The organism is Chitinophaga lutea (assembly GCF_003813775.1).
Lineage (GTDB): Bacteria > Bacteroidota > Bacteroidia > Chitinophagales > Chitinophagaceae > Chitinophaga > Chitinophaga lutea.
In genome coordinates, this window is sequence record NZ_RPDH01000003.1 from 820,556 (window position 1) to 846,553 (window position 25,998).

Annotated in this window: 25 protein-coding genes; 12 read left to right on the forward strand and 13 right to left on the reverse strand. The window is 54.9% G+C overall.

Annotation, left to right across the window (positions count from 1 at the left end; translation table 11 throughout):
- Positions 1 to 35: 35 nt before the first annotated feature.
- The 3 genes from EGT74_RS26445 to EGT74_RS26455 form a co-directional block, all read right to left on the reverse strand.
- Positions 36 to 1,964: a RagB/SusD family nutrient uptake outer membrane protein gene (locus tag EGT74_RS26445; RefSeq protein ID WP_123849613.1), complete on the reverse strand. Its 1,929-nt coding sequence runs from the start codon at positions 1,962 to 1,964 to the stop codon at positions 36 to 38.
- Positions 1,965 to 1,985: 21 nt separating this feature from the next.
- The gene (locus EGT74_RS26450; RefSeq protein ID WP_246008311.1) at positions 1,986 to 5,228 is read right to left on the reverse strand and encodes a SusC/RagA family TonB-linked outer membrane protein; all 3,243 of its coding nucleotides are present in this window, start codon (positions 5,226 to 5,228) and stop codon (positions 1,986 to 1,988) included.
- A gap of 519 nt (positions 5,229 to 5,747) precedes the next feature.
- Positions 5,748 to 6,182, reverse strand: a complete 435-nt coding sequence (locus EGT74_RS26455; RefSeq protein ID WP_123849614.1) for a DUF2147 domain-containing protein — start codon at positions 6,180 to 6,182, stop codon at positions 5,748 to 5,750.
- Positions 6,183 to 6,342: 160 nt separating this feature from the next.
- Between EGT74_RS26455 and EGT74_RS26460 the strand changes: the two genes are divergently transcribed.
- The 6 genes from EGT74_RS26460 (at position 6,343) to EGT74_RS26485 (ending at position 10,648) form a co-directional block, all read left to right on the forward strand.
- Entirely contained in the window at positions 6,343 to 6,870 is a 528-nt protein-coding gene (locus tag EGT74_RS26460) for a DinB family protein (RefSeq protein WP_123849615.1), read from the forward strand.
- Between the two features lie 39 nt (positions 6,871 to 6,909).
- Positions 6,910 to 7,746, forward strand: coding sequence for an alpha/beta hydrolase (locus EGT74_RS26465; protein WP_123849616.1), 837 nt, complete (start codon positions 6,910 to 6,912; stop codon positions 7,744 to 7,746).
- Between the two features lie 517 nt (positions 7,747 to 8,263).
- Complete coding sequence (locus EGT74_RS26470) at positions 8,264 to 8,839, forward strand: RBBP9/YdeN family alpha/beta hydrolase (protein WP_123849617.1); 576 nt, start codon at positions 8,264 to 8,266, stop codon at positions 8,837 to 8,839.
- Positions 8,826 to 9,188 carry a DUF1801 domain-containing protein gene (locus EGT74_RS26475; RefSeq protein ID WP_123849618.1) on the forward strand — a complete coding sequence of 121 codons (363 nt, stop codon included), beginning with the start codon at positions 8,826 to 8,828 and terminating at the stop codon, positions 9,186 to 9,188. The genes EGT74_RS26470 and EGT74_RS26475 overlap by 14 nt, the downstream gene beginning before the upstream one ends.
- 27 nt (positions 9,189 to 9,215) lie before the next feature.
- Positions 9,216 to 9,626, forward strand: coding sequence for a hypothetical protein (locus EGT74_RS26480; protein WP_123849619.1), 411 nt, complete (start codon positions 9,216 to 9,218; stop codon positions 9,624 to 9,626).
- 38 nt (positions 9,627 to 9,664) lie between these two features.
- Complete coding sequence (locus EGT74_RS26485; protein WP_123849620.1) at positions 9,665 to 10,648, forward strand: GlxA family transcriptional regulator; 984 nt, start codon at positions 9,665 to 9,667, stop codon at positions 10,646 to 10,648.
- Positions 10,649 to 10,769: 121 nt separating this feature from the next.
- Here EGT74_RS26485 and EGT74_RS26490 read toward each other — a convergent pair whose 3' ends face one another.
- Entirely contained in the window at positions 10,770 to 11,231 is a 462-nt protein-coding gene (locus EGT74_RS26490) for an FKBP-type peptidyl-prolyl cis-trans isomerase (RefSeq protein WP_317126731.1), read from the reverse strand.
- A gap of 62 nt (positions 11,232 to 11,293) precedes the next feature.
- Between EGT74_RS26490 and EGT74_RS26495 the strand changes: the two genes are divergently transcribed.
- Both EGT74_RS26495 and EGT74_RS26500 read left to right on the forward strand, forming a co-directional pair.
- Positions 11,294 to 11,686 (forward strand): acyl-CoA thioesterase, encoded by a 393-nt coding sequence (locus EGT74_RS26495; RefSeq protein WP_123849622.1) that lies wholly within the window; start codon positions 11,294 to 11,296, stop codon positions 11,684 to 11,686.
- Between the two features lie 162 nt (positions 11,687 to 11,848).
- Positions 11,849 to 12,586, forward strand: coding sequence for an alpha/beta fold hydrolase (locus EGT74_RS26500; RefSeq protein WP_123849623.1), 738 nt, complete (start codon positions 11,849 to 11,851; stop codon positions 12,584 to 12,586).
- A 103-nt stretch (positions 12,587 to 12,689) separates the two neighbouring features.
- On the opposite strand, the gene EGT74_RS26505 is transcribed toward EGT74_RS26500, so the two are convergent.
- The 4 genes from EGT74_RS26505 to EGT74_RS26520 are packed head-to-tail and all read right to left on the reverse strand — an operon-like array spanning position 12,690 to position 16,103.
- Complete coding sequence (locus tag EGT74_RS26505) at positions 12,690 to 13,337, reverse strand: hypothetical protein (protein WP_123849624.1); 648 nt, start codon at positions 13,335 to 13,337, stop codon at positions 12,690 to 12,692.
- 15 nt (positions 13,338 to 13,352) lie between these two features.
- Positions 13,353 to 14,327, reverse strand: coding sequence for a glycosyltransferase (locus tag EGT74_RS26510; protein WP_123849625.1), 975 nt, complete (start codon positions 14,325 to 14,327; stop codon positions 13,353 to 13,355).
- A 4-nt stretch (positions 14,328 to 14,331) separates the two neighbouring features.
- A complete protein-coding gene (locus EGT74_RS26515; RefSeq protein WP_158618313.1) occupies positions 14,332 to 15,345 on the reverse strand; it encodes a glycosyltransferase in 1,014 nt (337 codons plus the stop codon).
- The gene (locus EGT74_RS26520; RefSeq protein ID WP_220392975.1) at positions 15,342 to 16,103 is read right to left on the reverse strand and encodes a hypothetical protein; all 762 of its coding nucleotides are present in this window, start codon (positions 16,101 to 16,103) and stop codon (positions 15,342 to 15,344) included. The genes EGT74_RS26515 and EGT74_RS26520 overlap by 4 nt, the downstream gene beginning before the upstream one ends.
- A gap of 249 nt (positions 16,104 to 16,352) precedes the next feature.
- On the opposite strand from EGT74_RS26520, the gene EGT74_RS26525 reads away from it, so the two are divergent.
- Complete coding sequence (locus EGT74_RS26525; protein WP_158618314.1) at positions 16,353 to 17,114, forward strand: glycosyltransferase family 2 protein; 762 nt, start codon at positions 16,353 to 16,355, stop codon at positions 17,112 to 17,114.
- A gap of 127 nt (positions 17,115 to 17,241) precedes the next feature.
- A complete protein-coding gene (locus EGT74_RS26530; RefSeq protein ID WP_123849629.1) occupies positions 17,242 to 18,348 on the forward strand; it encodes a glycosyltransferase family 2 protein in 1,107 nt (368 codons plus the stop codon).
- A gap of 4 nt (positions 18,349 to 18,352) precedes the next feature.
- Here the strand turns inward: EGT74_RS26530 and EGT74_RS26535 are convergent, their stop codons facing one another.
- The 5 genes from EGT74_RS26535 to EGT74_RS26555 all read right to left on the reverse strand — a co-directional run bounded on the left by EGT74_RS26535 (position 18,353) and on the right by EGT74_RS26555 (position 23,366).
- Positions 18,353 to 19,150: a glycosyltransferase family 2 protein gene (locus EGT74_RS26535; protein WP_123849630.1), complete on the reverse strand. Its 798-nt coding sequence runs from the start codon at positions 19,148 to 19,150 to the stop codon at positions 18,353 to 18,355.
- A gap of 338 nt (positions 19,151 to 19,488) precedes the next feature.
- On the reverse strand, positions 19,489 to 21,312 hold the full coding sequence (locus EGT74_RS26540) for an ABC transporter ATP-binding protein (RefSeq protein WP_123849631.1): 1,824 nt from the start codon (positions 21,310 to 21,312) through the stop codon (positions 19,489 to 19,491).
- Between the two features lie 70 nt (positions 21,313 to 21,382).
- Entirely contained in the window at positions 21,383 to 22,042 is a 660-nt protein-coding gene (locus tag EGT74_RS26545) for an HD domain-containing protein (RefSeq protein ID WP_123849632.1), read from the reverse strand.
- Positions 22,032 to 22,895 (reverse strand): alpha/beta hydrolase, encoded by an 864-nt coding sequence (locus tag EGT74_RS26550; protein ID WP_123849633.1) that lies wholly within the window; start codon positions 22,893 to 22,895, stop codon positions 22,032 to 22,034. Before EGT74_RS26550 ends, EGT74_RS26545 begins: the two co-directional genes overlap by 11 nt.
- Positions 22,896 to 22,928: 33 nt before the next feature.
- Positions 22,929 to 23,366, reverse strand: coding sequence for an SRPBCC family protein (locus tag EGT74_RS26555; protein WP_123849634.1), 438 nt, complete (start codon positions 23,364 to 23,366; stop codon positions 22,929 to 22,931).
- 177 nt (positions 23,367 to 23,543) lie between these two features.
- Here EGT74_RS26555 and EGT74_RS26560 point away from each other — a divergent pair, with 177 nt between their 5' ends.
- Both EGT74_RS26560 and EGT74_RS26565 read left to right on the forward strand, forming a co-directional pair.
- Entirely contained in the window at positions 23,544 to 24,848 is a 1,305-nt protein-coding gene (locus EGT74_RS26560; RefSeq protein ID WP_123849635.1) for a cytochrome ubiquinol oxidase subunit I, read from the forward strand.
- Positions 24,848 to 25,858, forward strand: coding sequence for a cytochrome d ubiquinol oxidase subunit II (locus EGT74_RS26565; protein ID WP_123849636.1), 1,011 nt, complete (start codon positions 24,848 to 24,850; stop codon positions 25,856 to 25,858). The genes EGT74_RS26560 and EGT74_RS26565 overlap by 1 nt, the downstream gene beginning before the upstream one ends.
- The last annotated feature ends 140 nt before the right edge of the window (positions 25,859 to 25,998 follow it).

The following is a 25,998-nucleotide window of genomic DNA, read 5'->3' on the forward strand; positions in this document are numbered from 1 at the left end:
CGTTTTTGCATAATGAATTCAAAATCTTTGAGGAATTACCAACCGGGATTCTGAACAAGGTTTTTATTGATGGTGATTTCGTTCAGTTCAATGGGCCAGAGGTATTCCCTGATCTGGAACCGCTGGTTGAACAGCAGCCTGTCTTTGTAATAGGAAGGCGCTGATTTCTGGGTGATGTCCCAGCCCCTCACGGTCTGGTTCAGCTCGATGTGCGCCGTTTTCCAGCGCCGGATGTCCCAGTAGCGGCTACCCTCGAAAGCCAGCTCGATGCAGCGCTCGCGGTGGATGATGTCGCGCAGGCCTTCCTTGTTGGTGTATTTCTGCGGCTCGCGGGAGAAGTTGCTCCAGGATTCTTCTACAGACTTCAAGCCGGCCCTTGCCCTTACCTTGTTGAGGTACTCCGTGGTGGCGGCGCTGTACCCGTTCACTTCATTGAGCGCTTCGGCGTAGAGCAGGTAAATGTCCGCAAGGCGGATTTCGGGCCAGGGATAGGTGATGATGTTATTGGTCATGTTGCCGTCCGTAGCGCACACGGTTTCGATGTTCACGAGTTTTTTGATGCCGTAGCCGGTCACGGAATAGTTACTGATGGCGCGGCGGGCGGAGAACTCCGTGGCGCGCAGCTGGGGATAGAGGAGAGGCTTGGTGCAATCGTAGTTGTCCACCCAGTTGCCGAACCAGGTGCCGCGGTCGAACGAAACGCTGGCGTAAAAGCGCGGCTCGCGGTCGAAGTGCAGCGCCACGGTTTCCTCGTTGTCTTTCACCCAGAACCTTTCGGCGGGTACTGCCTTGCGCAGGTTATAACGGCGGTTGAAATCGTACGTCACGTCTTCCTGGATGGGTACGCCGTTTTTGCTGTAATACATTTCCACCGTCTTGATGGTAGGCGCAAGGATGCCTTTCGGCCCGGCCGTGCTCACGCCGTTGGCGATCAGCGGCATGCTCCAGCGCTGCATATCGGTAGCCATGCTGTTGGTGTTGGCCCAGATCACTTCGGTGTTGTTATAGGTGGAGGTCAGCGCCGCGCGGTAGTCGAGCTGTTTCTGGATGGTATCGTTGACTTTATAACCGCTGTTGCCGGGGAACCTGTACAGTTCGTATCCCATCTCATGACAGAAATCGATGGCTTCTTTACAGGCGGTGGCGGCGCGCTGCCACTTTTCCGCGCTGTAGGCCTGCGGGAAGAGAAGCTCCGCCTTGTCGCCCTTGTTCCTGAACGTGGCGTACTCCGGGTTGCCGTTGAACAACGGGCTGGCGGCGGTGATGAGCACTTTCGCTTTCAGGGCGTAGGCGATGGGTTTGGTGATTCTGCCCAGCTCCGTGCCTTCGGTGCCGTTGATCCTTTCGGGTAAATATTCGCTGTTGATGCATTCGTCGAGCAGCGATACGATGTAGTTCACGCAGCTGTCTACCGGCTGCCGGCTCACCTGCACCTGATCGGGCCCGCTGGCGATGGGCAGGTTTTCTTTGATCAGCGGAATGGGGCCGTACATCCGGAACAGATAAAAATGATAATAAGCCTTGAGGAATTTTACTTCCGCTATCCATCTTTCCCTTTCAAACATGGTGAGCTCGCGCACGCGGTCCACATTGGCGAGGAAGGTATTGCAGTCGCGCAGCCCCACAAAAAGCGCTTCGCCGCGCTGGCCGCCGGACCAGTAGTTGCCCAGCGGGGAGCCCACGCTCTGTTGCCCGCGGGCGATGTTGAAGAACGTCACCTGGATATCCCTCGGCGGATCGTCGTGCCAGATCTCGTCGCCGGCCATAAACCCGAGGTTGTCGTTGAAATGCCCATGCATGGGCATGTACGAATAACAGGTGAACAGGAATTTTTCAGCGGAAGTACGCAGGGTGAATGCGTTTTCTATCGTGGCGATATTGTCCGGCACCACATCCAGGTAATTACAGGCGCCGAGCGCTCCCAGGACGAACAGCAGGTACAATTTTTTATATATCTTTTTCATCTTTTCAACAGTTAAATTGTTTTAGAAACCAACCTGGAGGCCGATGTTAAATACACGCTGAACGGGATATCCCAAACCTCTGCCGGCCATTTCAATATCCCAGAGCTTGAATTTGCTGAAGGTGAAAAGGTTGGTGCCGGTCACATACAGCCGCAGGTTCTGCATGTGCAAACGCCGGTTCAGGTGCGCGGGCAGTGAATAGCCGAGTTCCACCTGTTTGAGGCGGAGAAACGCGCCGTTGCGCATGAACCAGGTATTCTGCTGCGCGCTGTTGGTGTTGATCTGCGGGCTCAGGCGCGGCCAGAGGGCGTAGAGGTTCCGGTTTTCTTCCGACCAGTAATTATCGGCATATGCTTTCAGCAGCTGCGTTTCACCCGGAATAAACCGGCTGCCCACAGTATATGCGCCGGTGGAGAAGGGCGAGGTTTGTCCCACATTGATCCAGAAGGAAGAGCGGGCCGAGCCCTGCATGAACAGCGAGAAATCGATGCCTTTGTATTTGGTGGTAAGGCCCGCACCGTACACGATCTCGGGGCGGTCGGGGAATCCGATGGGCACCTGGTCGCGTTCGTCGATCACCTTATCGCCGTTGATATCGCGGAACTTGATGTCGCCCGCACGGGTGATGAAACCGCCGAAACGCTGTTCCGGCGAGCTGCGTACCTCCTCGTCGTCGATGAAGAGGCGCTCGGCGATGTAACCCCAGTTCTGGGCGGTGGAATGGCCTTTCCTGTAACGCCAGGGCTCGTTATACATCGGCTCTTCGTAGGCTTCGTAGATATTGCGCGCATAGGTGAAGTTGCCGCGCAGGCCCAGGTACCAGTCTTTCGTGATGTTGGCGTTGTAATCCAGCGTAACGTCGAGCGAGCGGGAATTGGCGCGGCCTACGTTCGCCTGTGGCGTTTCGCCCTGCAGGCCCATCGATTTGGGGATGGATGCGCGGGGCATCAGGATGTTGTACCGCGATTCGATGAAGTATTCCACGATCGCGTCGAACTTGCCGAAGAGGCTGAATTCCACGCCGAAGGTGGAGTTTTTGGCCGTTTCCCAGGTGATGGCGCGGTTATCGTACCGGCTGATGGCAATACCGTTGCGGTAATACCCGCCGTCGGTGCCGAAGCGGGCGCCTTTGGCGGCGGCGTCCATGTTTACGTTGGACAGGTAGAAGAAACGCTCTTCCTCGTTGCCGATGGCGTCGTTACCCACCAGGCCGTAGTTGGCGCGGAGCTTCAGTTTGCTCACCACGCGGCGGTACGGCTCGAAGTAGTCTTCGTTGCTCACCAGCCAGGCCGCGCCGATGGTGGGGAAGAAGCCGAAACGCTCCGTTTTGTAGAAACGTTCGGAGCCGTTGTAACCGAAGTTGGCTTCGAGGAAATAACGGTTGTCGTACGCATAGGTGAAGCGGCCGCTGAGCCCCAGGTTGCGCGCCGGCAGCGAACGCTGCAGGTTGGCGGTGGTGGTGCCGTCGAGTCTATTGCGGGCGATGAAAATCAGCATGCCCGCCACGTTGTGCTTGCTGTTGAAAGAATGGCTGTAATCCACGGCCGATTCCACATAGAAGGTGGCGTGCACGTTTTTGGCGCCAGGCTCCCAGCTCAGGTAGTCGGAGCCGGTTTCCGGGTTGATGTTGTAGATCTTATAGGTATTGCTCGGGCGGTCGTAGCTGCCTACGGTGTAGAGGAACGGCCGGTAGGCGCGCACAACGTCGAACGACGCGGAGCGGTTGGTGTTCATCATCGCCCGGAAGGAGAGGCCCTTGGCCAGGAAGTCGAGGTTCTGTTTCAACTCGAACTGCGCCAGCATCAGCGAACGGCTCGATTCCCTGTAGCCGCGCACCATGTCCGCATACGGGTTGAGGTGCTGGCCTTCGTCCGCATTCCCGAACATGATGTGGTTGGTGAACTCGTGGTCCTTATCTACGGGATAATAAGCCGGGAATTTCACCTGGTTGGAGCGCATCACCTTGGCATAGGTGATCTCGCCCCCGTCTATCGGTCCGTTGTAGTCGTCGAAGGTACCGTGCAGCCGCACCATGGCGCTGGTGGTTTTGGTGATCTTCAGGTTGACGTTGGAACGGAGGGTATATGTTTTAAGATCGATGTTGTTGTTGAAGTTGGTGCGTTTATCCACGTTCAGCATGCCGTTGTCTTTATTGAGGCTGCCGGACACGTAATAGGTGGCGATCTGCCCGCCGCCGCTTACGCTGAAGTTGCCGCGCTGGTTCATGGTGCGTTCCTTGAACAGCATATTGCGCCAGTCCGTTTGCGGGAACACCACCGGGTTGAGGCCGCTGATGGTGTTATCGATCTTGCTTTGCGGATAAGGCTGCACGCCCAGCGGGTTACGTGTGAGCACCGCTTCGTTGTTCAGTTTCATATACGTCACCGGGTCTGCCAGTTCCACGTTGCGGGTGGGCGCGGAAACGGAGTTCTCCAGGCGGATGTTCAGCCTGGGTTTGCCTTCTTTCCCTTCCTTGGTGGTGACGAGAATAACGCCGTTGGCGCCGCGGGCGCCGTAGAGGGCGTTGGCGGTGGCGTCTTTCATGATGGAGAAGCTGGCGATATCGTCCGGTTGCAGGCGGGCGAGCTCGGTGGTTGTATATTCGATACCGTCGATGAGAATGAGCGGATCCTTTTTGTACCCGAACGTGGTGGCGCCGCGGATGAAAAATTCCGCGTTGTCCATGCCCGGCTCGCCGCTGCGCTGGTAAGCGATAACGCCCGCGATGCGGCCGGCCAGCGCCGTCGTCAGGTTGCTCGAGGGCACCTTCAGCTCGGCCGGGTTGATGGTGGTGATGGAGCCCACCACCGATTCTTTTTTCTGTTTGCCGAACGCCACCACCACGGTTTCACCCAGCTGGTTGTTAGCGGGGGCCAATGATACGTTGATCACGCTCCGGCCGTTAATGGGCACTTCTTTGGATGTGAAGCCGATCATGCTGTAGATAAGCACTACCGCATTGTCCGGCACCTCCAGTATGTACTTGCCGTTGATGTCGGTGGTAGTGCCGATACTGGGCATGCCTTTTACCAGGATGGTAACGCCGGGCATGGCGGCGCCGGTACTGTCGGAAACCTGGCCGCGAACCTCTTTGTTCAGTTTCAGCATTTCACGTGGAGCGCCTGATACAGGCAGGGAGCGTACTGCGTGGGCAGGGGAGCCGGCTTTTGCCGCCGGGTGCGGTGCTGCAGCCCGCGCGTGTTGCGTAACGGGCAATAAAAGGCCCATCACTCCACAAACGCACATGGTGAGTGTTCTTTTCATTTGTATGTTTTTTCTTGTCTCTAAAATCCCCAGGCGTTTTTCCTCATGGCAGAATGGATCCGGCAACGGCGGAATCATAACGCGGATGCACGTTTACACGGACAAGCGGAATAAAAAAACCTGGAAAATTGTGTGCCTGGTTGTGTGAAATTTTGGTGATTAAAAGGTGACTTCCATAACGTACAATCGGGATACACGACGCTGCAAACAATCACATGTTTGTTTGCAATCGTTTGCAGTACTTTTCAAAAAAATAGACTGCTCACACGTTGCCTTGCATCAACAAATCAGGTCTGGCGAATTGGTAAATAAAGGAGAAACTACAATGCAGCACCGGCCTTTGTATAGGGGCCTTTCTTTCATAACGGAATAAACCAGCGGTCTTTGGTTCGTCTGTGGAATTTCTACTTTGGTTGAAATAAAACGTTTGCATAAAAGTCCTGAAAATATCAAAACTTATCTACCCGGATTTTCACAATTGTTTGTAGTTTTTTACCCGCATCCCGGAGAGGAGAGGGTTTAATCGGCCCTTGTCCATACCGTGGTTCGCCCGAACATCGACACGCCCACATATCCGCGGATGTTCAGCTGCCGGCCGCTGAGCTTCATTTTGCTGCTGTAGGTTTTACCGCTTTTGGGGTCGTAGATTTTGCCGTCGGTCCATTCGCCATCGTCGTATCCGAAGCCGGATAGTATGACGAGGTTCATCAGTCCCCGCTGGCGTAACCCGGCGTCGGCGTTTTTGCTGTCTTTCCGGGGCGTTTTGCCGTCGTCTTCAAACGCGCGGGCTATCCATACAAGTTTCCCGAAGTATTTATCGCCGGAGCGGTAGATCTGCACTTTGGCGTCTTTTTCCTCGTTGAGCCAGTTGCCCACCACGGCATCCGCCTGCTGGGCGAAAGATAACAACGGGAAGGCAGTTAAAAGCAACAGGGCCGCGATCGCTTTTTTCATGGTATTCATTTGCAGGGTTAAAAATGTATACCTGCCGAATATCGCGAAAAATCGCCAATTCTCCCCGAGGGCATATCTTTTTACTTTTTTTTCATACTGCTGACATAAGGCTGTCATTTCTTCTGCGTTACTTTGTATCAGAATAAAAAAAACAACACTCATGCAACCTGAAAACTTAACTGTATCTGCCCCTGGCTCCTCCATCGTTTACCTGACGCGCAACTACGCGAGTTATAATCACTGGGCCAATAAAACCCTCGTCAACTGGCTGCGCACCAAACCCTCGGAGCTTCTTACCAGGGAAGTGCCTTCGAGCTTCCCTACCATCCAGCTCACCCTGCAGCACATCTGGCAAACGCAGCGCTACTGGCTGGGAGTGCTCCGCCAGGAAGAAAACCCGCATGCGGAGCCGTTCAACGGTTCGCTCGAAGAAGTGCTCGACGGCATCGTGGCGCATTCGGAAGAAATGGCGGATTATATCAACGGCCTCGCGGAAGACTTTGTCAGCGCCCCGCTGAAAGTGGTGAACCCCTGGTTCGAATGCAACTTCCCGGGTTTCGACTATGTGGTGCAGGTGATGAACCACAGTACTTATCACCGCGGACAGATCGTGACCATCGGGCGCAACCTCGGATTCACGGATGCACCCATGACGGATTACAACTACTATAACATCTACGGCAAATAATATGTATTTTGGGCGGATAAACTCAATCCCGTCCACAGCATGAAACGGATGCCACATTATTGCAGGACGTTGTTGCTGGCCGCCGCAGGCCTCTTCAACACCATGGCCGCCCTGGCTTTTCAGACAGACACGGTGGAAACCTACAGCGCGGCAATGAAAAAAAATATCAAAGCCGTTGTGATCAAACCGGAAGGCTACAATGCCTCCAAAAATTACCCGGTGGTATACCTGTTGCACGGGTACAGCGACAACTATGCCGGCTGGGTGAAAAAAGCCACCGGTGTGCAGGAAGCGGCGGACCGGTACAACATGCTGATCGTTTGTCCCGACGGGGGCTTCAGCAGCTGGTACTGGGACAGTCCCGCAGATCCGGCCTTTCAATACGAAACCTATGTTTCAAAGGAGCTGGTGGCGTGGGTGGACAGTCATTACAAAACCATCGCCAATCGCAAAGGCAGGGCCATCACCGGTCTCAGTATGGGCGGCCACGGCGCGCTGTACCTGGCGCTCCGGCACCAGGATGTGTTCGGGGCGGCAGGCAGCATGAGCGGCGGGGTAGACATCCGGCCGTTCCCCAATAACTGGGACATGGCCAAACGCCTCGGCACATACGCCCAACAGCCCGCCCGCTGGGAGAGCCATACGGTCATCAATATGCTCCACCTGCTCACGCCCAATGCGCTGGCATTGATCATCGACTGCGGAACGGAGGACTTTTTCTTCAAGGTCAATGAAAAGCTGCACGAAGAACTGCGTTACCGCAACATCCCCCACGATTATTACGTTCGTCCCGGGGCGCATAACTGGGTATACTGGACCGGCGCGGTGCAGCACCAGCTGCTGTTCATGCATAACTATTTCAATGCGAAACCGTAGCCGCGCAACCTCCTGTGAGATACGCGTGCTTCCTCGTCCGGGGTGACTGGAAACCAACTCGCCGGCCCTTTTCAGTGTACAACACGAACACGCAAACGCGTTTGGAACAGATGTGTCATCCTCCTGTGATCCTTCGGTGATCCTATAGCGATCCTATAGCGATTCTCCTACCGTGACCACGACCCTGGCGGATTTGACGGTGTTTGACCGAAGGATCGACGAAGGATCACTGAAGGATGGCCGGTTTCAGCGGGTATCGTGGTGGTATTGATTTGATTATCATTTATTTATGGCGCCCTTTGTTCGCCAGGTCTTCCGAATTGACCTCCGGCGGGCCGGTCTTGCTGCACCTTCCGGTATGCTTTATCCGTCAAATGAAGCCCGGAAACCGCCCTGGATTCCCCTGTCGGAATCACCCCTCATTTTGCCGCAAATACACGTCATAAAGCACCCGTCATCGGTTTAAATTTGTACCTGGAAGGGCAGGAGGCCAGGCCTCCTTAAACCGAGGGTAACTATGAAGAAAAAACAAGTATTGTTCCTGCACAGCGGCGGCCCGCAGGGGCCGCATGAAGGAAGTAACGACCTGGTGCGCAGCCTGCAGGAAGCATTGGGGCCGGGGTACGCCGTATCGTACCCGCAGATGCCGGACCCCGAATTTCCCGTTTACGCGTTATGGAAAGAGCGGATCGGCAGGGAAATAGACGAGGCGGACGATGGGGTGGTGCTGGTAGGTCATTCGCTCGGCGGTTCCGTGATCCTCAAATTCCTGTCCGAAGAAAAATGTGAAAAGCCGATTGCCGGCCTGTGCATTGTGGCGGCGCCGTATTGGGGCAGTCCCGACTGGCAGGTGGAAGAATACATGCTCACGGACAATTTCGCCGGCAAACTGCCCCGGATTCCGCGGATTTTTTTGTACCATAGCCGGAACGACGAAGTAGTGCCCTTCGAACATGTGCAACATTACGGCGAAGACCTGCGCTGGGCTACAATCCGGGTATTTGAAAACCAGGGCCACCTCTTCAGCAGCGGTTTGCCGGAGCTGGTGCGCGATATTAAAAACCTCACATCCGCCACATATGAACGACACTGAAAAAGTCAATGCGCTGCTGAAAGATCTCGAGCATCCGCTGAAACCCGAAATCGAAGCCGTACGGGCCATCATCATGAAGGCCAATAAAAAGATCGCCGAACGTGTGAAATGGAATGCGCCCAGCTTCTTTTACAAAAAGGACATGGCCGCCTTTCACACCCGCGCCACCAAACATGTGCACCTGGTGTTCGTGTTTCACGACGGCGCGATGATCCACGACAGCGACGGGCTGCTGGAAGGAGATTACAAAGACCGCCGCATGGCGTATTTCAAAGACATGGCAGACGTGAAGGCCAAGAAAAAAGCCCTGGAAAAAGTGGTGAACGAATGGGTGAAGCTGCACGAGTGACGGATTTTCATTACATTGAGAGTCGCTATGAAACCGATTCTCCGGACAACCCAGGTATTGATCTGCATCGTTGTTCCCCTGCTCATCGGGTGGATCATGCGATGCGCCGTAGACTGGGAAGGGCCGGACACGCCGGGCGTGATCTTCACCGTGGCCGCGCCGTTTTATGTGAGTTTCCTGGCCGCGCTCATTCTCCTGTATGTTGCGCCTGTTGAAAAAGTCCGCCGTATCCGTTACCGTTTGTTCCGGCCCTGGCCTTTGGGTATTTTCTTCGGCATCGTGCTGATCTGTATCGACAGTCCCGTTCATTTCGCCGCCTATGCCGCCGCAGCGCTGCCGTTATCCATGGCTGCCGCATCGATGGGCGGCCTCACCGGCGGTTACTTCCGGCTAAAAGAGAAAAAGGTGCAGGATGTGGTGCAAAAACGGCATTTGTAAGGGTTGATTGCGACAATAAATTGTTTTACATTTACGATATGAAACACGTATCCATTCTTGTTCCACGCGGGCATACAAGCCTTGTTAACATGGAAGGCACTTATCACATCCTCTCCGAAGTGAATAACTGCCTGGCCTCCCTCGACCGGGATCCCCTCTTTAAAGTACAGCTGGTAGGCATTTCGGAAGAAGCCACCCAGCGCAACGGCCTTTTTACCGTTACGCCGGACCTGCTGATCAAAGACGTCAAAAAAACGGACCTGATCATCATTCCCGCCACGCAGGATCCCCCGCATATTGTAATGGAACTGAATAAGGAATTCATCCCCTGGATAATCGACCAGTACAAGGGCGGCGCTGAAATCGCCACCTTCTGCGTGGGCGCCTTTTTCCTGGCCGGCACGGGCTTGCTGAAAGGCCGGCAATGCGCCACCCACTGGAAAATGGTGAACGACTTCAGGCAGATGTTCCCCGATGTGAATGTGGTGGACGACCGCATCATGACGGAAGAAGACGGCATTTATACCAGCGGCGGCGCGTATTCGTTCCTCAACCTGCTCATTTACCTGATCGAAAAATACGCCGGCCGCGATGTGGCGGTGCTGATCTCCAAAACCTTCATGATCGACCCCGACCGCTACAGCCAGTCGCCGTTCATCATCTTCAAAGGGCAGAAAGAGCATGAAGACACGCCCATTCTGGAAGCGCAGGAGTTCATCGAGAAAAACTGGCAGGAAAAGATCACGGTCGACCAGCTGGCTTCCATGTTCGCCCTGGGCCGCCGCAACCTGGAGCGCCGGTTCAAAAAGGCGACGTCCAACACCGTGGTGGAATACATTCAGCGCGTGAAAATGGAAGCGGCCAAAAAGGCCCTCGAAACCAGCCGCAAGAGCGTGAACGAACTGATGTACGATGTGGGCTATTCCGACACCAAAGCCTTCCGCACCGTATTCAAACGCGTGACCGGCCTTTCGCCGATAGAATACCGCAACAAATACAACAAGGAAGCCGCCACGGCATAAACCCGGCGGTGATCATAAAAAACAAACAGCCTGCGTTCCCATGGAGCGCAGGCTGTTTGTTTATGTAATGGCGGGGCCATATGGTTCGAAGGTCAATACGCCGTGAGGAGGCGTAAACGGTTTAGCTGATCCCCAGCAGTTCCACATCGAAAATCAGGGTGCTGTTGGCGCCGATCTGCGCGCTCACCTGACGGTCGCCGTAGCCCAGGTGCGGCGGGATGAAAAAGCGCCATTTGCTGCCCTGCGGCATCAGCTGCAGGCCTTCCGTCCAGCCCTTGATCACCATGTTCAGGGGGAAAGTGGCGGGCTGGCCGCGCTGTACGGAGCTGTCGAATATGGTGCCGTCGATGAGGGTGCCGTGGTAATGACAGGTTACTTTGCTGCTGGCGGAGGGTTTGGGCCCGTCGCCTTCTTTCAGCACTTCGTATTGCAGGCCGCTGTCGAGCGTTACGATGCCTGGTTTCTGCTGGTTGGCGGCCAGGAATTCCTGTCCCGCTTTTAAGTTCGCTGCTGCCTTTTCGTTTTTCATCTGAAAGAGTTTATCTGCAATTCCCATGAATAAATTTTTGCAAAGATAAGCCATTTCCGGCCGGTGCCGCACCCGTAATTTTTAGCTAATTTTGCGCTGCATTCAAATCATATATAATGAATTTTTATACCAGGAAATGGGTGAAGCCGGAAGACCTCAATGCGCACGGCACGCTGTTCGGCGGTAGCCTGCTGCGATGGATCGACGAGGAAGCGGCCATTTACGCCATCATCCAGCTGGGCACCAACCGTTGCGTGACCAAATACATGTCGGAGATCAACTTCATCAACTCCGCCCGCCAGGGCGATATCGTGGAACTGGGCATCAAGGCCACGCATTTCGGCCGCACCTCTTTGTCGCTTACCTGCCAGGTCCGGAACAAAATCACCCACAAAACCATCCTCACCATCGACAAGATCGTGTTCGTAAGCGTGGACGGGAACGGAGTGCCCGCGCCACACGGTAAAACCGCCATCACCTATACCGATGAGCGGCTGCGGGAGGATTAACAGGCCGCCGGACAATCTGGGCATGGGGGGCCTGACGGATGCGCAATGGAAGAAAAGCCGGATCCGGCGCAAGATAACAGGGTGTTCCAACCCATCACGACAGGTTGGCCGCAACTGTAAAAAATAGGCACCGGAATGTGTTTTTTCCTATAATTTCGATGCATGCAATCATGCCGCTTTTTCCTCCTTGCCTTTGTTATTTTCAATTGCCTGACAGCATCGGCCCAGCTGCAGAAAACAGTACCGGTAACCGACAGTCTGTATGATGCCGCCCGCCGGCGCCCCATCCCGCTGCTCATCTACGGCGCCGGCCAAACGGACAAACTACGGCCCGCCATCATCAGCCACGGGTATGGCGGAGGGTATGGTGCATATGCCTTCATCGCGGAGTACCTTGTTGCAAACGGCTATTATGTGATCAGTATCCAGCACGATCTCCCGGGCGATACGGCTATGCCCACCGCGGGCAAACCCTATGAAGTCAGGATGCCTTTCTGGAAAAGGGGCGCGGAGAGCATTCTTTTTGTGATCAACGACCTGAAGGAAAAACAGCCCGGCCTGGATTATAAAAACATGCTACTGATCGGCCATTCCAATGGCGGCGATATGAGCATGCTGTTTGCGCGGGAACATCCGCAACTGGTGGCCAACGTAATTTCTCTCGACAACCGCCGCATGCCCTTTCCACGCGCATCAAGGCCCCGCATCTTATCCCTCCGCTCGAGCGACCAGCCGGCGGATAGCGGCGTAATCCCCGGCGCAACAGAACTGGCGCGGTACCGGATGCAGGTGGTGAAACTGCCGGCCACCCGTCATAACGATATGTGGGACGGTGCCACGGATGCGCAAAAAATGGAAATGCTCGGGTATATCAGAACGTTTCTGCACCTGAAAGACTGATGTTTGTCGTAAAGCAGGCATGCAGGGGCTGAATGTGCTTTCAGATATCTTCACCAGCCTGAGCCGGCAACGGAAGTGGCTTTCAGATCTCTCCCTTTAAATGTTATCCCTCCAGTACCGCCCTGCATTTTTCAATGAACCGTGCCGAGATATTGTCGCGGGAATAAAAGGCGTGATAAATGGCGTCGTTATAGGTAGTGCCCAATCCGAATTTGTTATGCTCGGGGTGGTGCAGGTACCATTTTTCTTCCTCGATATGCGTCGGCCACCAGTATTTCACCTGCCCGTTACCGGCGAGGATGCGCTCCGTCAGGTTTTGGCCGGCGTCCATGTCGGCGGTCATGTTCATGTCGGGGTAATTGAGCTCCTTCAGGTATGCCGTGGAAATGGCGAAGAAGAACGGTGATACGTACAGGTTTTTCGCATCGCGGAGGTGGTTGGCGGTTTGCGCCGCGCCCACGATGGTGCGGGGCTCCAGCAGGTCGTTCAGCAGCAGCTGCATCCACTGCGGCGTGGTGGGGATACAGTCGATGTCGAAACAGATGAGGTAGTCGGTATCGGTTACATTCCGGCACATGTGGTTGAGGAAGTCACCATGGCTGAAACGTTTATCGAATACATGGTTGATGCTGAAACCGAACTTTTCGAACACGGCTTTCTGGAACACCGGCACATCGGGATTGACGTGCTGGTTGTAAAATGAAAATATTTTGAAGAGGGACTGCTCCCGGTGTTTTTTCCTGAAGAACATGCTGCTGAATTTTTGTTATTGCCTGTATATGAATTTTTTGATCCGTGCTCTTGTTGTGCCGCTTTCCGTATGTTGCGGCCACAGGTAATAGAGCGTCAGCCGTTCGTCGCCCAGCACCCGGTCTGTCAGCCCCATTCGGCAGAGCAGTATCCTGAAAGGCGCCAGCAGCAATAACCGCCAGCGGTTTTTTGTTTTGTTTTTCCGATGCAGGCGGATGGCGAGGTCGTATTCGTCGAGCACCCTGCCTGCTTCATCAATGCCCGCCATCAGTTTTTCGCGGTAGGGCAGGGTGAGCCGTTGCGCGGGAATAAAATGCTGCAGCTGCATGCGCTCGTCGTAGTACAGTTTGTAGCCCCAGAGCAGCAGGCGTTTGCAGTATTCGAAATCGTCGCCCGTGCTGAGGTGCTGCCCATCGCGGCCATTGAGCAGCGAAGGATATTTTTCATCGTTGACGGCGAGGAAGAGCGAGCGGCGGGTGACGAGCCCTGCGCCCAGTACGAGGCCGCGCTGGCTTACGTCGCCCGAAGGGCCGAAGCGGATGCTGATCGCGTATTTGTCTTTGTACTCCTCAAACCACTCCGGGTAGGCGGGCGCATCCGTTACCGGTACGTTCATGCCGCCGCCGGCCCCGAATAATGGGTCGCCCTGCATCATTTCCCAGGCGAGCGCTACGTACACTTCATTCAGCCAGTTGTCATCGTCACAGAAAACGAGGCATTCCGAGCGGGCTTCCAGCGCGCCTCTTTTGCGGGCATGCATCTGTCCCGCTACCGGCTCGTCGATCACCCGGAGCGGCGTTCCGGCGGGCCCGAAATCCGCCCAGCATTGTTCCGCGGTTTGCGCGGTGTTGTCGGTGGATGCATTATTGATCACCATTATTTCCCAGGCAAACCCCGGCGGCGCCTGCTGTTCGGCGAGGTGCCGCAGTGTTTGTGGTAGGCGGGCGGCGCTGTTGTAGCAGCAGATGATGACGGATACTTTTATTTCCATGCGTTTATGCCAGGTTCAGAAATTTGATGACGCCGGCCACCGTTGCCGGCAGCGGTTTGCCCAGCGCGGCGTAGATGCCCGCATTGAGACTGAGGAAACGCACCAGTTCAAACTGTTTCATCGGGTTGCGGTGCCAGGTGGCGTTGAGCATCCGCTTCAACGCCTGGCGGCTGAATTTGGACTCCGACATGAGCCGCTTCAGCAGCTGCGGCCTGCGCTCGGGGAACACCTCCAGCATGCAGGTTTCGTAACAAATGCCGGTGCCCCAGGTGATCCGCTGCAGGTACTTCCGGTTGGCGCGGCTTCGCGGAATGAGATGAGACAGGCGCAGCGAAGGCGACACGCCTGCCGAATAACCTTTGCGGATGCAGAGCAGCACCATCTGCGTATCTTCCCCGCTGGTGAGTGCGCCGCCCTGCCGCCCGGGTTGGGTAAATGCGCCCTGCCTGGCCAGCGCGATATATTCCTTCAGTAAAAATGTATAGGTGCAGAGGCCGGTGCCATATGGGTAACACGGCTGCCATTCGCGTTCGTTGGCAAACTCGTCCGTTGTATCATGCCTTTCCTGGAACACATGCCGGGCGTAGGCTTCGATCTTTTTGTCTATACCGTCCATAAATTCAACGTTCACTTCTCCAGGGCCCCAGGCGCCCACCTGCGGGAACCGGTGATTCAGTTTTTTGAGCTCCTGCAGATAATCCGGCGCTGGCTCGTTGTCGGAATCGATGTATACGATGAATTTTCCCCGTGCTTTTTCAATCGCGGCCATGCGGGCATATTTAACGCCCTGCTCGGGCACTTCCAGCAGGTGGAAGGAAGGCAAGTCCTTCGTGCAGGCCTTAACGTAGGAGAGGTCCCGTATCGGGATCCTGCTGTTGTTGTCCGTCAGTATCACTTCCGTCTGGAGCCCGGCCGTATCGAGTGCAGCCACGGCTTTCAGGCACCTCGTCAGAATCCGTTCGTCGGGATTGTAGGCGCATATCACAATCGAATAATCTTTTTCGTAGTTGACTTTCATTGAAACAGGCTTTTCATCCATCTTTTCATCCGGTTTTTCCACTTCCTGTGCCGCCGCCACTGCTGTGCGAGGTCGTATTCCCTGGCCATGAAGTAATAATCGGCCTCCGTTTCGGGCGTAAACCCGGCGGGATGCGTGCGTATCGTCAGTTCCCCGACCGGCACGCCGGAGCCATGGTTCGCCGGGTCGAAAGTATGCGTGCCGTCGGCGCGGAAACCGAGATTGCTGACCAGGTTGACGTTCGGCGTGGCGCAAAGGCCATTCTCGAAAAAAGTGATGAACTGCAACTGGTAATCCCAGGTATCGATATTGCCGGCCTTCTGATTGGCGAATATTTTTTCCCAGGCGGCTACCAGGAACGGATCATCGAAAATTCTCCGCAGATGCCGCGCGGCATCTGCTTCCGTATATTGCGAGAGCCCGGCATCGTACCGGTCCCACACCCGCCGCCATGTAGCCCATCCCCAGATATTGCCGTACCGCGAAAAATAGTAGCTCGCATCGCCCCATTGCCGGCCGTTCTGCATATTGGAGCCGGTGATGATGCGCACACGATCTTCATGGCGGTATTTTTGCAGCAGTGCATCGCAGAAGCCGAAAAAACTGCTGCCGGGCAGGCAATCGTCCTCAAGAATAATGCCTTCCGCTTCGTGCTCAAAAAACCAGGTAATGGCCTGGGACACTGCTTCCTTACAGCCCAGGTTGCGTTCGCGGAACAATGTGCGCACCGTGCAGGGCCAGTCTGCCTGCTTTTCCACAGCCCGCGCCTGTTCGCATAATATGGCATCCGTTGCATGGTCATCGCGTGGCCCGTCCGCCGCAATATATAAACGTGGGGGACGCACCGCCCTGATTTGTTCAAAGACGCGCTGCGTTAAATCCGGGCGGTTGAAAATGAGAAATAATATGGGCGACTGAACAATATAAGCCTGCATATGGTTTGCACTATTAAGGAACAGGTTTTTCCGGCTTCGCTTATTAAAGATAAGTTTTTTATTTTAACAGGAATGGACGCTACAACAGAACAGACATTGCTCAGCATCATCATCGCCACCTACAACGCCGGTGCGGAGCTGGAGGCCTGCCTGGCTTCCATTGCGGCGCAACCCGTGCGGAATATGGAAGTATGGGTGATCGACGGCGGCAGCACCGACGGCACGCAACACATATTACAATCGCTGAACATGCCGAAGCTTCGCTGGATCAGCGAGCCCGACGAAGGTATTTACGATGCGCTCAACAAAGGCATCCGGCTGGCCCGCGGCAAATGGCTGTACTTTATGGGGGCCGACGACCGCCTGTTGCCGGGGTTCAGCGAATTGGCCATACGGCTGAAAGAGCCATCCACCGTGTATTACGGCAACAGCGAACCGTTCTATGGCGATCAGCCGCCGGCGATGGAGTTGCTCAGCGGGAAATTCAGCCCGTACCGCCTCGCCAAACACTGCATGAACCACCAGGCCATTCTTTATCCTGCCGCCGCTTTTCAGAAATACCGCTACAATCTCAAATACCGCGTGTATGCAGATTATGCGCTGAATATCCAGCTGTGGGGCGACGGTGCGTTTAAAAAAGAATTCCATCCCTTCACCATCGTGCGGTATAATATGACGGGGTTTTCCGCGGCCAGCGATGATATGGCGTTTAAGCACGACAAACTCCAGCTCATCCGGCAGCACATGGGATGGGGCATGTACATAAGGATGCGGTGGAAACAGCTGAAAAAAAGATGGCAGGGCGAACCGGATTTCTGGGACCCGGGCGGGTAAAAGGTATCTGCCGTATGCCCTGCTCCCGCCGCTGCCCTGGCGCAGGAGCGCCGCCGCAAGATTCCACGCGGGCAGCGAAAATTCGTTTTCATGGAACAACAGGATTTAGTTATCTTGAGTATCCACCATGACAGCGAGCATAGACGTAATCATACCATCCTTCCGGCCTGATGAACGTTACCTTTTACCGGTGCTTCGTCTGAAACGTCCTGCGGGTACGGATATCAGGTTCTACCTGGTGATAGACGATCCCGGTGCGGCGGTGCCGGACAGTATCCGCGGCCTGGTGGACAATCAGACTGTTTTTCTGCTCATCAACGATAAAAACCTGGGCGCCGCCGGGGCGCGCAACCGGGGCATTGCCGCTTCGTCCGGTGAGTGGCTGCTGCTGCTCGACGATGATGTGTTGCCCGATGAAGTGTTGCTGGAAGCATACGCGCATGCCATTAAAACTTTCTCCACCGCTACCGGGTTTATCGGCCTGGTGCGGTTTCCCGAGGCCTGCTCCCGGTTTTGCGAGGCGGTGCTGGCCAGCGGTTCCATGGACATATTCAGCATCGCGGAGCGCCGGCCCACGTTTGCCTGGGCGGCCACGGCCAATGTGATGGTGCGGCGCCGCACCATGGGCGAGATCCGTTTTTCCTCCGCTTTTCCCGCATCGGGCGGGGGAGAGGACGTGGATTTTTTCCTGAACCTGATGACGCGCAATAAGGGCCAGCGGCTGTATTGCGTGCCGGGCGCGGCCGTGGAGCATCCCTGGTGGAACAATGGCCGCCCGGGCTACAAAAGGCCGTTCCGCTACGGCATCGGCAACAGCCTGCTGGGAACGCTGCATCCCCAGTTCACCTACTACGATTTTTTAAACACCCCCGAAACCTTGCTGCTGCTTTGCCTGTTGCTGCCAGTGCCGGGCTGGACCGTTTCCGTGCTGGTGCTCATGGGCGGTGTGTTATGCATCGAACTGATCGCAAATGCCGTACAGGTGCTGAAAAGATACCCCGGCAGCAGCGCCGCTGCCGTATACTACACTGCGTTGCTGCGGCTGGCGCAGGATACCGGCGTATTGTGGGGGAAATTACGGCGCGGGCAATTCTTCCGTATCGGCGAACGTTTTCACGACGACGGCCGCATCCAGAAAATCAACTTCTATCATTCCAACACCTACAGAACGGTCAAATGGCTGTTATACCCGGTGCTGGCCATCGCGGTGGCCATGTGCCGCACGCCGTCGTAAGGCCTCAGGCCTGGGCATAGCCGTTGGAGCACACCGTCAGCTGCCGCACCACCGTTTCACTGTACCGGCGTTCATTCACCACCTGTTGCTCCCTCGAATTGCAGGAGTGATGCAGGTGATAACAAACGGCCGCCAGTTTCAGCCTTCTTTTCAGAATACCGTTGTTGATCAGCCGGGCGGCAAATTCATAATCTTCCGAGCCCCAGCCATGAAAAAAATTGTCGTAGCCGTTAATGGCGATGAAATCATCTTTCCAGAAGGCGAGGTTGCAGCCCTTGATATTCTGCGAGCTGCGGGAGTTGGCGCGTATCAGGAAAGATAACGACGGCAGGTGCAGCGAATTGAAACGGTTGCGGATGCCGCGGCTGAAGAAGCCGATGCCGGTCCGTCCGTGCGCCAGGATCTCCCGGGTTTTGTTTTCGCTCACCATCGTGCGCGCGCCCTGCACGAATATGCCTCGGCGTGCGTGCCGCACATGGTCTTCGATAAATCCGGGATGCAGTAAAATATCTCCGTCTATTTCAATGATATAGTCGGATTCGGCCAGCTTGATGGCCTTGTTGAGGATCTTGCTTTTGCGGAACCCGGCGTCTTCCTGCCAGGCGTGTTTGAGCGGGATGTTGAAGATGCTCCGGTACTGCGCTATCAATGCAGCTGTTTCCGGGCCGGAGCCATCGTCGGCCACCAGTATCTCGTCTGGTTGATGGGTTTGCTGCATGATGCTCTTAAAAATCAGTTCGAGTGCAAGCGGCCAGTTGTAAGTGGACACGAGAATGCCCACAGTGAAATTCCTGTTTTTCATTCTATTCCGTTTTTCAATGTAAGTCATGGCGGCGCCCTGGTCAGGAGGCGTCCGGTTTCTAGTTGCCTTTTATTACATGCGTGATCTTACCGCGCGCTGGCTACTGGCGCGCCGGTTCCCGATTTTCGTTCTTTTGGTTCCCTGTTCCGGTTTGTCGATATGGTGTTTTTCGTTGCTACTGTCTATATTTTATTTACATGCGTGATTTTACCGCGCGCTCGCTACTGGCGCGCCGGTTCCCGATTTTCCGTTCTTTTGGTTCCTGTTCCGGTTTGTCGAATATGGTGTTTTCCTTGCTACTGTCTATATAACGTTCCAGATAACGTATTGGTAATAATTTAATTTGAACTGAAAGTCTGCATATCTATCAGCCTGCGATAAAGCCCGTTCGCCACCATCAGCTGTTGGTGCGTGCCCTGCTCGATGATGCGGCCTTTTTCCAATACGATGATCAGATCGGCGTCCTGCACCGTGCTGAGGCGGTGGGCGATGACGAGAGACGTGCGGTTTTTCATCAGGTTATTCAACGCCTCCTGCACCATCTTTTCCGACTCCGTGTCCAATGCCGAAGTGGCCTCGTCGAGCAGCATGATCGGCGGATTGCTGAGTACCGCGCGCGCGATGCAAATGCGTTGCCGCTGCCCTCCGGATAATTTAACGCCTTTATCCCCGATATTAGTCTGATATTTTTTTTCGGTGGCCATAATAAATTCGTGCGCGTTGGCGATACGCGCGGCGGCTTCCACCTGTTCCTGCGTGGCGCCGGGCTGCCCGAAAGCGATATTGTTGAAAATCGTATCGTTGAAAAGAATGGATTCCTGGTTTACGATGCCCATCAGGGCGCGCAGGGAATCGGTGGTGAGCGACCGTATGTCCACCCCGTCGAGCAGCACCCGGCCCTCGCGGGGCTGTATGAAACGGGGGATAAGGTCCATCAGGGTAGACTTGCCGCCCCCGGAAGGCCCCACCAACGCTACAGACTTGCCTTTGGGGATTTCCAGGCTGATATGCTGCAATACATCGGCGCCGGTGTAGGTGAACGATACATCGTCGAACCGGATGCTTTCATGGAATCCGTTGGCGGGTTTGGCGTCTTTGGCATCGGTGATCTGCGGTTTTTCGTCGATCAGTGCCAGCACCCTTTCCCCCGCGGCAATGCCGGAATGGATGCTGCTGAAAGCGCCGGAAATGGCCTTGGCGGGCCGCATGATCTGCGAAAACAGCGCGATGTAGGCAATGAATTCAGCGGCGTTCAGTCCCCCTTCGTTGGACAATACCAACGAGCCCCCATACAGCACGATCAGCGATACGGTGGTGATGCCCATGAATTCAGACACCGGGGAAGCCAGCTGCTGCCGTCGCGCCATGGCGCGCACGATATTGGAGTAGTGCTCGTTCTCTTTATTGAACCTGTTTTTGATAAAGTTTTCGGCGCGGAAGGCCTTGATGATCTTGACGCCGGCGAGCGCCTCATCAAGATAGCTGATCATATTACCGTATGAAATATGCGACTCGATGGCCTGCTGCTTCAGTCTTTTTACGATCCGGGAGATGATCAGCCCCGAAACCGGTATCACCAGCATCGACAGCAGCGTGAGCTTATAGGAAATGATAAATAACAGTACGAGATAAACGATGAGGGTAAGCGGCTCTTTGAAGATCACCTGCAGGGTGCCCGTAACGGTGTACTGCACCACCTGCACGTCTGAGGCTACTTTGGAGATGATCTCACCTTTCCGCTCGTTGTTGAAAAAGCCAAGGTGAAGGCCCATGATATTGTCGAATACGGAGCGGCGGAGGTTCAGCAGGGTATTGATACGCAGGTCTTCCATCGTCCGTTCGGAGAGGTAGCGGAAAATGTTGCCCAGCAGCACAGAGGTCACGATCGTGATGCACACATACAGCAGCGTACGCTCCAGTCCGTAGCGGTGATGCGCCAGGCTGGAGTAATAATTCAGTAGCCGGAATACATCGAAAGGGCTGTTGGGTTTGGTAACTACTTCCGTGGCGTCGTGCTGGCTGAACAGCGTGTTGAGCAAAGGCGCCAGCAAGGCGAGATTGAGTGTGCCGAATAAAATGGCAAAAAAAGTGAATATGATATATGGTATGGCGTATTTCCCGATCGGTTTCGCAAAAGATAACAGCCTGAAGTATGTCTTCATATCAATCAGCTTATGGTTAAATGGCCCTGTAGATAAATTTAAGGCATTTTTCCGGCAAAGCTGTCAATAACTACCATTCGCCTTCCCACTCTTTGTAAAACCTTTCAAGGTAGGTTTCCATGTACGCATGCCGTTCCGCGGCCAGTCTGCGGCCGGTGGCGGTGTTCATCATGTCTTTGAGCAGCAGCAGTTTTTCGTAGAAATGGTTGATGGTGGGGGCGGAGGAATGTTTGTATTCCTCTTTGCTCATCTGCAGGTTAGGCGCCACGGCAGGGTCGTAGAGCGCCCTGTTCTTAAACCCGCCATAGTTGAATGCACGGGCGATGCCGATGGCGCCCATCGCGTCGAGCCGGTCAGCATCCTGCACCACGCCCATTTCGGGAGAATAAAATACGCGCTTCTCCAGTGCATTTTTAAACGACATGTAACGGATGATGTTTTCCACGTGCCATGCCGTTTCTTCTGGCACGGCCTGCGCGCGCATGAACGCGGCGGCTTTCGCGGGGCCGATACTTTCGTCGCCGCCGTGAAATTTGGGGTCCGCAATATCGTGCAGGAGCGCGGCGAGCTCCACCACCACCAAGTCCACATTTTCTTCCGCCGCAATATGGCGTGCCTGCTGCCATACGCGGTAAATGTGCCACCAGTCGTGGCCGCCTTCGGCTTCCGCCAGTTCCTGTTGTACGAATGCTGTTGTAATACCGATGAGCTCGCTGTGATTATTTGCCATACTTGTTTATCCAGTTGATGATTTCTGTTGTAACCAGTTGTAAGACTGCGGGTTTGCCAAGACCAAGGTCGTGCCCTTCGTTGGGAAGACTGACGAGTTTATATGTCACCGTCTGCTGCTGCAGTTTGGCCGTCAGTATCTCCGCCTGGCTGTATAATACCACGTTATCGGCGGTGCCGTGAATGAGCAGGGTGGGGATGTTTTTCAGCTGGTGAACGGGGCTGGCTTCCGCGAATTGCGGCGCCAGGGGCTGGCTCCCGGTGTAGGCTGCGCCCACGATATTGAAGATGGCGGTGCCCAGGCCCACGGAGGCCGCGTAATTCAGCATGGTGATATTGGTGAGATCGGTGGGCCCGGCCATCGAGATGATGCCGCTGATACGCCCGCCGCTGTCGTATTTATAACCGTATAATAATGACAGGTGAGCGCCCGCGCTGGCGCCGCAGATGATGAAACGGGTATTGCGGATGCCCCATGTGGCGGCGTTGGCGGCGCATAAGCTGACGGCTTTGTGCACGTCTTCCATTAATGCGGCGTAGTGAAGACTGGCGTCTGCATACCGGTAGTTGATGGATATGCTGGCAATGCCGTTTTGCAGCAGGAAATCCTGGAAACCCTTCATATCTTCCTTGTTGCCCGCCATCCAGGCGCCGCCATGGATCAACACCACAACCGGCGTCTGTTCGCTGCGGTTGGCAGGTAATGCCACATCCATTTTATGCCGGGCATGCTGGCCATACGCCACGTTGGTGAGGCGCACCGTTTCGCCGGAAGATGGTTTCGCGGGTTCTTTTTCCGTGCACGCGGCGGTAAACAGCAGGCAGAAAAACAGGAGGAACTGCATCGGTTTCATACCTATAAAAATAGGGAAACCGGGCGATTTACGCTACACCTCTTCCTCCTCCAGCACTTCCTTCAGTTTTTCCAGCACTTTCTGCCAGGTGGACGAAGCATGCTCCAGCTCTTTTTCGGAGTGGATGTTGTCCTGCGAAAGGGTGACCATCGTCTGGCCGTCTTTTTCCCAGATATTGTACGTTACGAGGTGGTAGTTTTCCGGTTTGTCTTCCATCGTGCCGCTGAGAAAGCTGCTCTGGAATACCTTTTCCGGTTCCATTTTCAGGATCTCACCTTTGTCTTTATACTTTTTCCCTTCATATTCCCCTTCGTAGGTGAGCCAGCCGCCTTCCCGCCACTCGCCCTTTACAGTGGTGCCCAGCAGGTAACGGTGAATGATCTCGGGAGTGGTAATGGCCTTCCATACCTGTGCAGGCGTGGTATCAATGGCTACGGTAGATTCGGCCACCAGTGTTTGCGTTTCTTTCATACCGGTCTGTTTGGGAAATATACGGCCAATTGCGTGCCATCGTCCCTGTCGCCGTTACATGAGGAAGGAATGTGGTGTTTATTCCACAAATTATACTTTACCGTTTCCTAACCATAATCAGGTGCCGGAGCTGACAATCGTCATATCATCTTCCCCCAATCTTATTACTTTTGTCATATGGATGATTTTTTCGCCGCTCGATCCCAAATGGCCCTTTCCCTGGGCTTTCATATCATTTTTGCCTGCATCGGCATGGTTATGCCCTTCTTCATGGCCGTTTCGCACTACAAATGGCTTAAAACAGGCGACGAGGTTTACAAACACATTACCAAAGCCTGGAGCAAAGGCGTCGCGATATTCTTTGCCACTGGGGCCGTATCGGGCACGGTGTTGTCCTTTGAACTGGGATTGCTCTGGCCGCGGTTTATGGAACATGCCGGACCCATTTTCGGAATGCCGTTTTCGCTGGAGGGAACGGCGTTTTTTATTGAGGCCATCGCCCTGGGATTTTTCCTGTACGGCTGGGACCGCTTCAACCGCTGGTTCCATTGGGTAACAGGCGTAGTGGTAGGTGTCAGCGGCCTCGTATCGGGTATCCTCGTAGTGGCGGCCAATGCCTGGATGAACAGTCCGGGCGGCTTCGACTACGTCAACGGAGAATACCTGAATATCGACCCCATCAAAGCCATGTTCAACGACGCCTGGTTTTCGCAGGCGCTGCACATGTCCGTGGCGGCCTTTGTGGCCACCGGGTTCGCTGTGGCCGGCATTCATGCGCTGATGATGCTGAAAGGCAAAAACGTGGCTTTTCATACCCGCGCTTTCCGGATAGCCGCCATCTTCGGTGCGGTAGCAGCCGTTTTGCAGCCCATCAGCGGCGATATCTCCGCCAAAGATGTGGCGAAGCGTCAGCCCGCCAAACTGGCCGCAATGGAAGCGCATTTTCATACGGAAGAAAAGGCACCGCTGATCATCGGCGGTATCCCCAATGAAAAAACAGGTGAAGTCGACTATGCCCTTCGCATCCCCCGGATGCTGAGTTTCCTGGCGCATGGTGATTTTTCCGCGGAGGTAAAGGGGCTCGACCAGGTGCCTGTGCAGGACCGTCCGCCGGTAGCGGTGACCCACTACGCGTTCCAGATCATGGTAGGGCTGGGGATGGCCATGGTGTTGATTGCGCTGCTGTATTTCATCGCCCTTTGGAAAAAACGGAACTGGCTGCGGGGCCGCTGGCTGCTGAAGCTGTTTGTGATCGCCACGCCCATGGGGTTCATCGCCGTGGAAGCGGGGTGGACGGTTACCGAAGTCGGTCGCCAGCCCTGGATCATCAACGGCATTATGCGTACAGCCGACGCCGTTACGCCCATGCCGGGCATCGTTTATTCCTTTTACATCTTTACGGCGGTGTACATCTCGTTATCCGTCATCGTTGCTTTTTTACTGTACCGCCAGATCAAAATGGTAGATAAATTATATAACTGATGCTGTACGTTGTAATTATATATCTGTGGACGGCCATCCTGCTGTATCTCCTGCTGGGAGGAGCCGATTTCGGGGCGGGCATCATTGAGTTTTTCACCTCGCCCGGTAACCGCAGCCGCACCAGGAGGACCATGTACCAGGCCATCGGCCCCGTGTGGGAAGCCAATCACATGTGGCTCATCATTACCATCGTGATCCTGTTCGTCGGTTTCCCGAAGATTTACACCACCATGTCCGTATACCTGCATATTCCCCTCACGGCCATGTTGCTCGGCATTATCGCAAGAGGAACGGCCTTTGTGTTCAGGAATTACGACGCCGTAAAAGACGATCTGCAAAAAGTGTACAGCCGGATATTTATCTATTCCAGTGTGATCACGCCTTTTTTTCTAGGTATCATCGCCGCCAGCACCGTATCGGGCCAGGTAGACCCCGCGGCCGGGAATTTTGTGGAGGCTTACATTTTCAGCTGGCTGAACTGGTTTTCGGTGACGGTAGGATTTTTTACCGTGAGCATTTGCGGTTTTCTGGCAGCCGTGTTCATTATCGGTGAAACGAACAACGAGCAGGACCGCCTCTTTTTTACCAGGAAGGCCAAATGGATGATAGTGGCTGCGGTAGGGTGCGGCGCGCTCGTATTCATTGCCGCTTCCATACAGGGGGTGCCGCTGATTGAATGGATATTCGGGAAACCCGGTGGTATTCTCGCCATTTCACTCGCCAGCCTGTCTTTGCCCTTTCTCTGGTATGGCCTCGAAAACGGAAAACCCATCCTCATCCGGCTGATGGCCGGCTTTGAAATCACGATGATCCTGTTCGCCGCCACTTACCGGCATTTCCCAAATATTGTGCTGATGAAGGGCGGGGGATACCTGTCGCTGCTCGAACATCAGGGGCAGGACAGAACCATCGATGCGCTGGCCTGGGCACTGCTGATCGGGAGCGTGTTCATTCTGCCGGCCCTCTTTTATCTCCTGTATAGTTTCGAGAAAAAGAAACCTGCACACTGAATCGGTTATGGGTCTTCCGCCCGTTCCGGTAAAACCGTACCGGGCGTAAAGAACGCGTTTATCAGGAAAAATGGCCGTAGTTGCGGTATGACGTGTGTAGGATTTTACACAGGTTGCCGGTAAAAAATACCGCGCGGAGG

Coding starts and splice junctions, on each gene's coding strand:
- EGT74_RS26455 (WP_123849614.1), bottom strand. CDS start 6,182: ATGAAAAAAGCGATCGCGGCCCTGTTGCTTTTAACTGCCTTCCCGTTG.
- EGT74_RS26465 (WP_123849616.1), top strand. CDS start 6,910: ATGAAACGGATGCCACATTATTGCAGGACGTTGTTGCTGGCCGCCGCA.
- EGT74_RS26475 (WP_123849618.1), top strand. CDS start 8,826: ATGAACGACACTGAAAAAGTCAATGCGCTGCTGAAAGATCTCGAGCAT.
- EGT74_RS26470 (WP_123849617.1), top strand. CDS start 8,264: ATGAAGAAAAAACAAGTATTGTTCCTGCACAGCGGCGGCCCGCAGGGG.
- EGT74_RS26545 (WP_123849632.1), bottom strand. CDS start 22,042: ATGGCAAATAATCACAGCGAGCTCATCGGTATTACAACAGCATTCGTA.
- EGT74_RS26485 (WP_123849620.1), top strand. CDS start 9,665: ATGAAACACGTATCCATTCTTGTTCCACGCGGGCATACAAGCCTTGTT.
- EGT74_RS26565 (WP_123849636.1), top strand. CDS start 24,848: ATGCTGTACGTTGTAATTATATATCTGTGGACGGCCATCCTGCTGTAT.
- EGT74_RS26445 (WP_123849613.1), bottom strand. CDS start 1,964: ATGAAAAAGATATATAAAAAATTGTACCTGCTGTTCGTCCTGGGAGCG.
- EGT74_RS26555 (WP_123849634.1), bottom strand. CDS start 23,366: ATGAAAGAAACGCAAACACTGGTGGCCGAATCTACCGTAGCCATTGAT.
- EGT74_RS26560 (WP_123849635.1), top strand. CDS start 23,544: ATGGATGATTTTTTCGCCGCTCGATCCCAAATGGCCCTTTCCCTGGGC.
- EGT74_RS26550 (WP_123849633.1), bottom strand. CDS start 22,895: ATGAAACCGATGCAGTTCCTCCTGTTTTTCTGCCTGCTGTTTACCGCC.
- EGT74_RS26460 (WP_123849615.1), top strand. CDS start 6,343: ATGCAACCTGAAAACTTAACTGTATCTGCCCCTGGCTCCTCCATCGTT.
- EGT74_RS26480 (WP_123849619.1), top strand. CDS start 9,216: ATGAAACCGATTCTCCGGACAACCCAGGTATTGATCTGCATCGTTGTT.
- EGT74_RS26490 (WP_317126731.1), bottom strand. CDS start 11,231: ATGGCTTATCTTTGCAAAAATTTATTCATGGGAATTGCAGATAAACTC.
- EGT74_RS26535 (WP_123849630.1), bottom strand. CDS start 19,150: ATGAAAAACAGGAATTTCACTGTGGGCATTCTCGTGTCCACTTACAAC.
- EGT74_RS26540 (WP_123849631.1), bottom strand. CDS start 21,312: ATGAAGACATACTTCAGGCTGTTATCTTTTGCGAAACCGATCGGGAAA.
- EGT74_RS26530 (WP_123849629.1), top strand. CDS start 17,242: ATGACAGCGAGCATAGACGTAATCATACCATCCTTCCGGCCTGATGAA.
- EGT74_RS26525 (WP_158618314.1), top strand. CDS start 16,353: ATGGACGCTACAACAGAACAGACATTGCTCAGCATCATCATCGCCACC.
- EGT74_RS26450 (WP_246008311.1), bottom strand. CDS start 5,228: ATGAAAAGAACACTCACCATGTGCGTTTGTGGAGTGATGGGCCTTTTA.
- EGT74_RS26495 (WP_123849622.1), top strand. CDS start 11,294: ATGAATTTTTATACCAGGAAATGGGTGAAGCCGGAAGACCTCAATGCG.
- EGT74_RS26505 (WP_123849624.1), bottom strand. CDS start 13,337: ATGTTCTTCAGGAAAAAACACCGGGAGCAGTCCCTCTTCAAAATATTT.
- EGT74_RS26515 (WP_158618313.1), bottom strand. CDS start 15,345: ATGAAAGTCAACTACGAAAAAGATTATTCGATTGTGATATGCGCCTAC.
- EGT74_RS26510 (WP_123849625.1), bottom strand. CDS start 14,327: ATGGAAATAAAAGTATCCGTCATCATCTGCTGCTACAACAGCGCCGCC.
- EGT74_RS26500 (WP_123849623.1), top strand. CDS start 11,849: ATGCAATCATGCCGCTTTTTCCTCCTTGCCTTTGTTATTTTCAATTGC.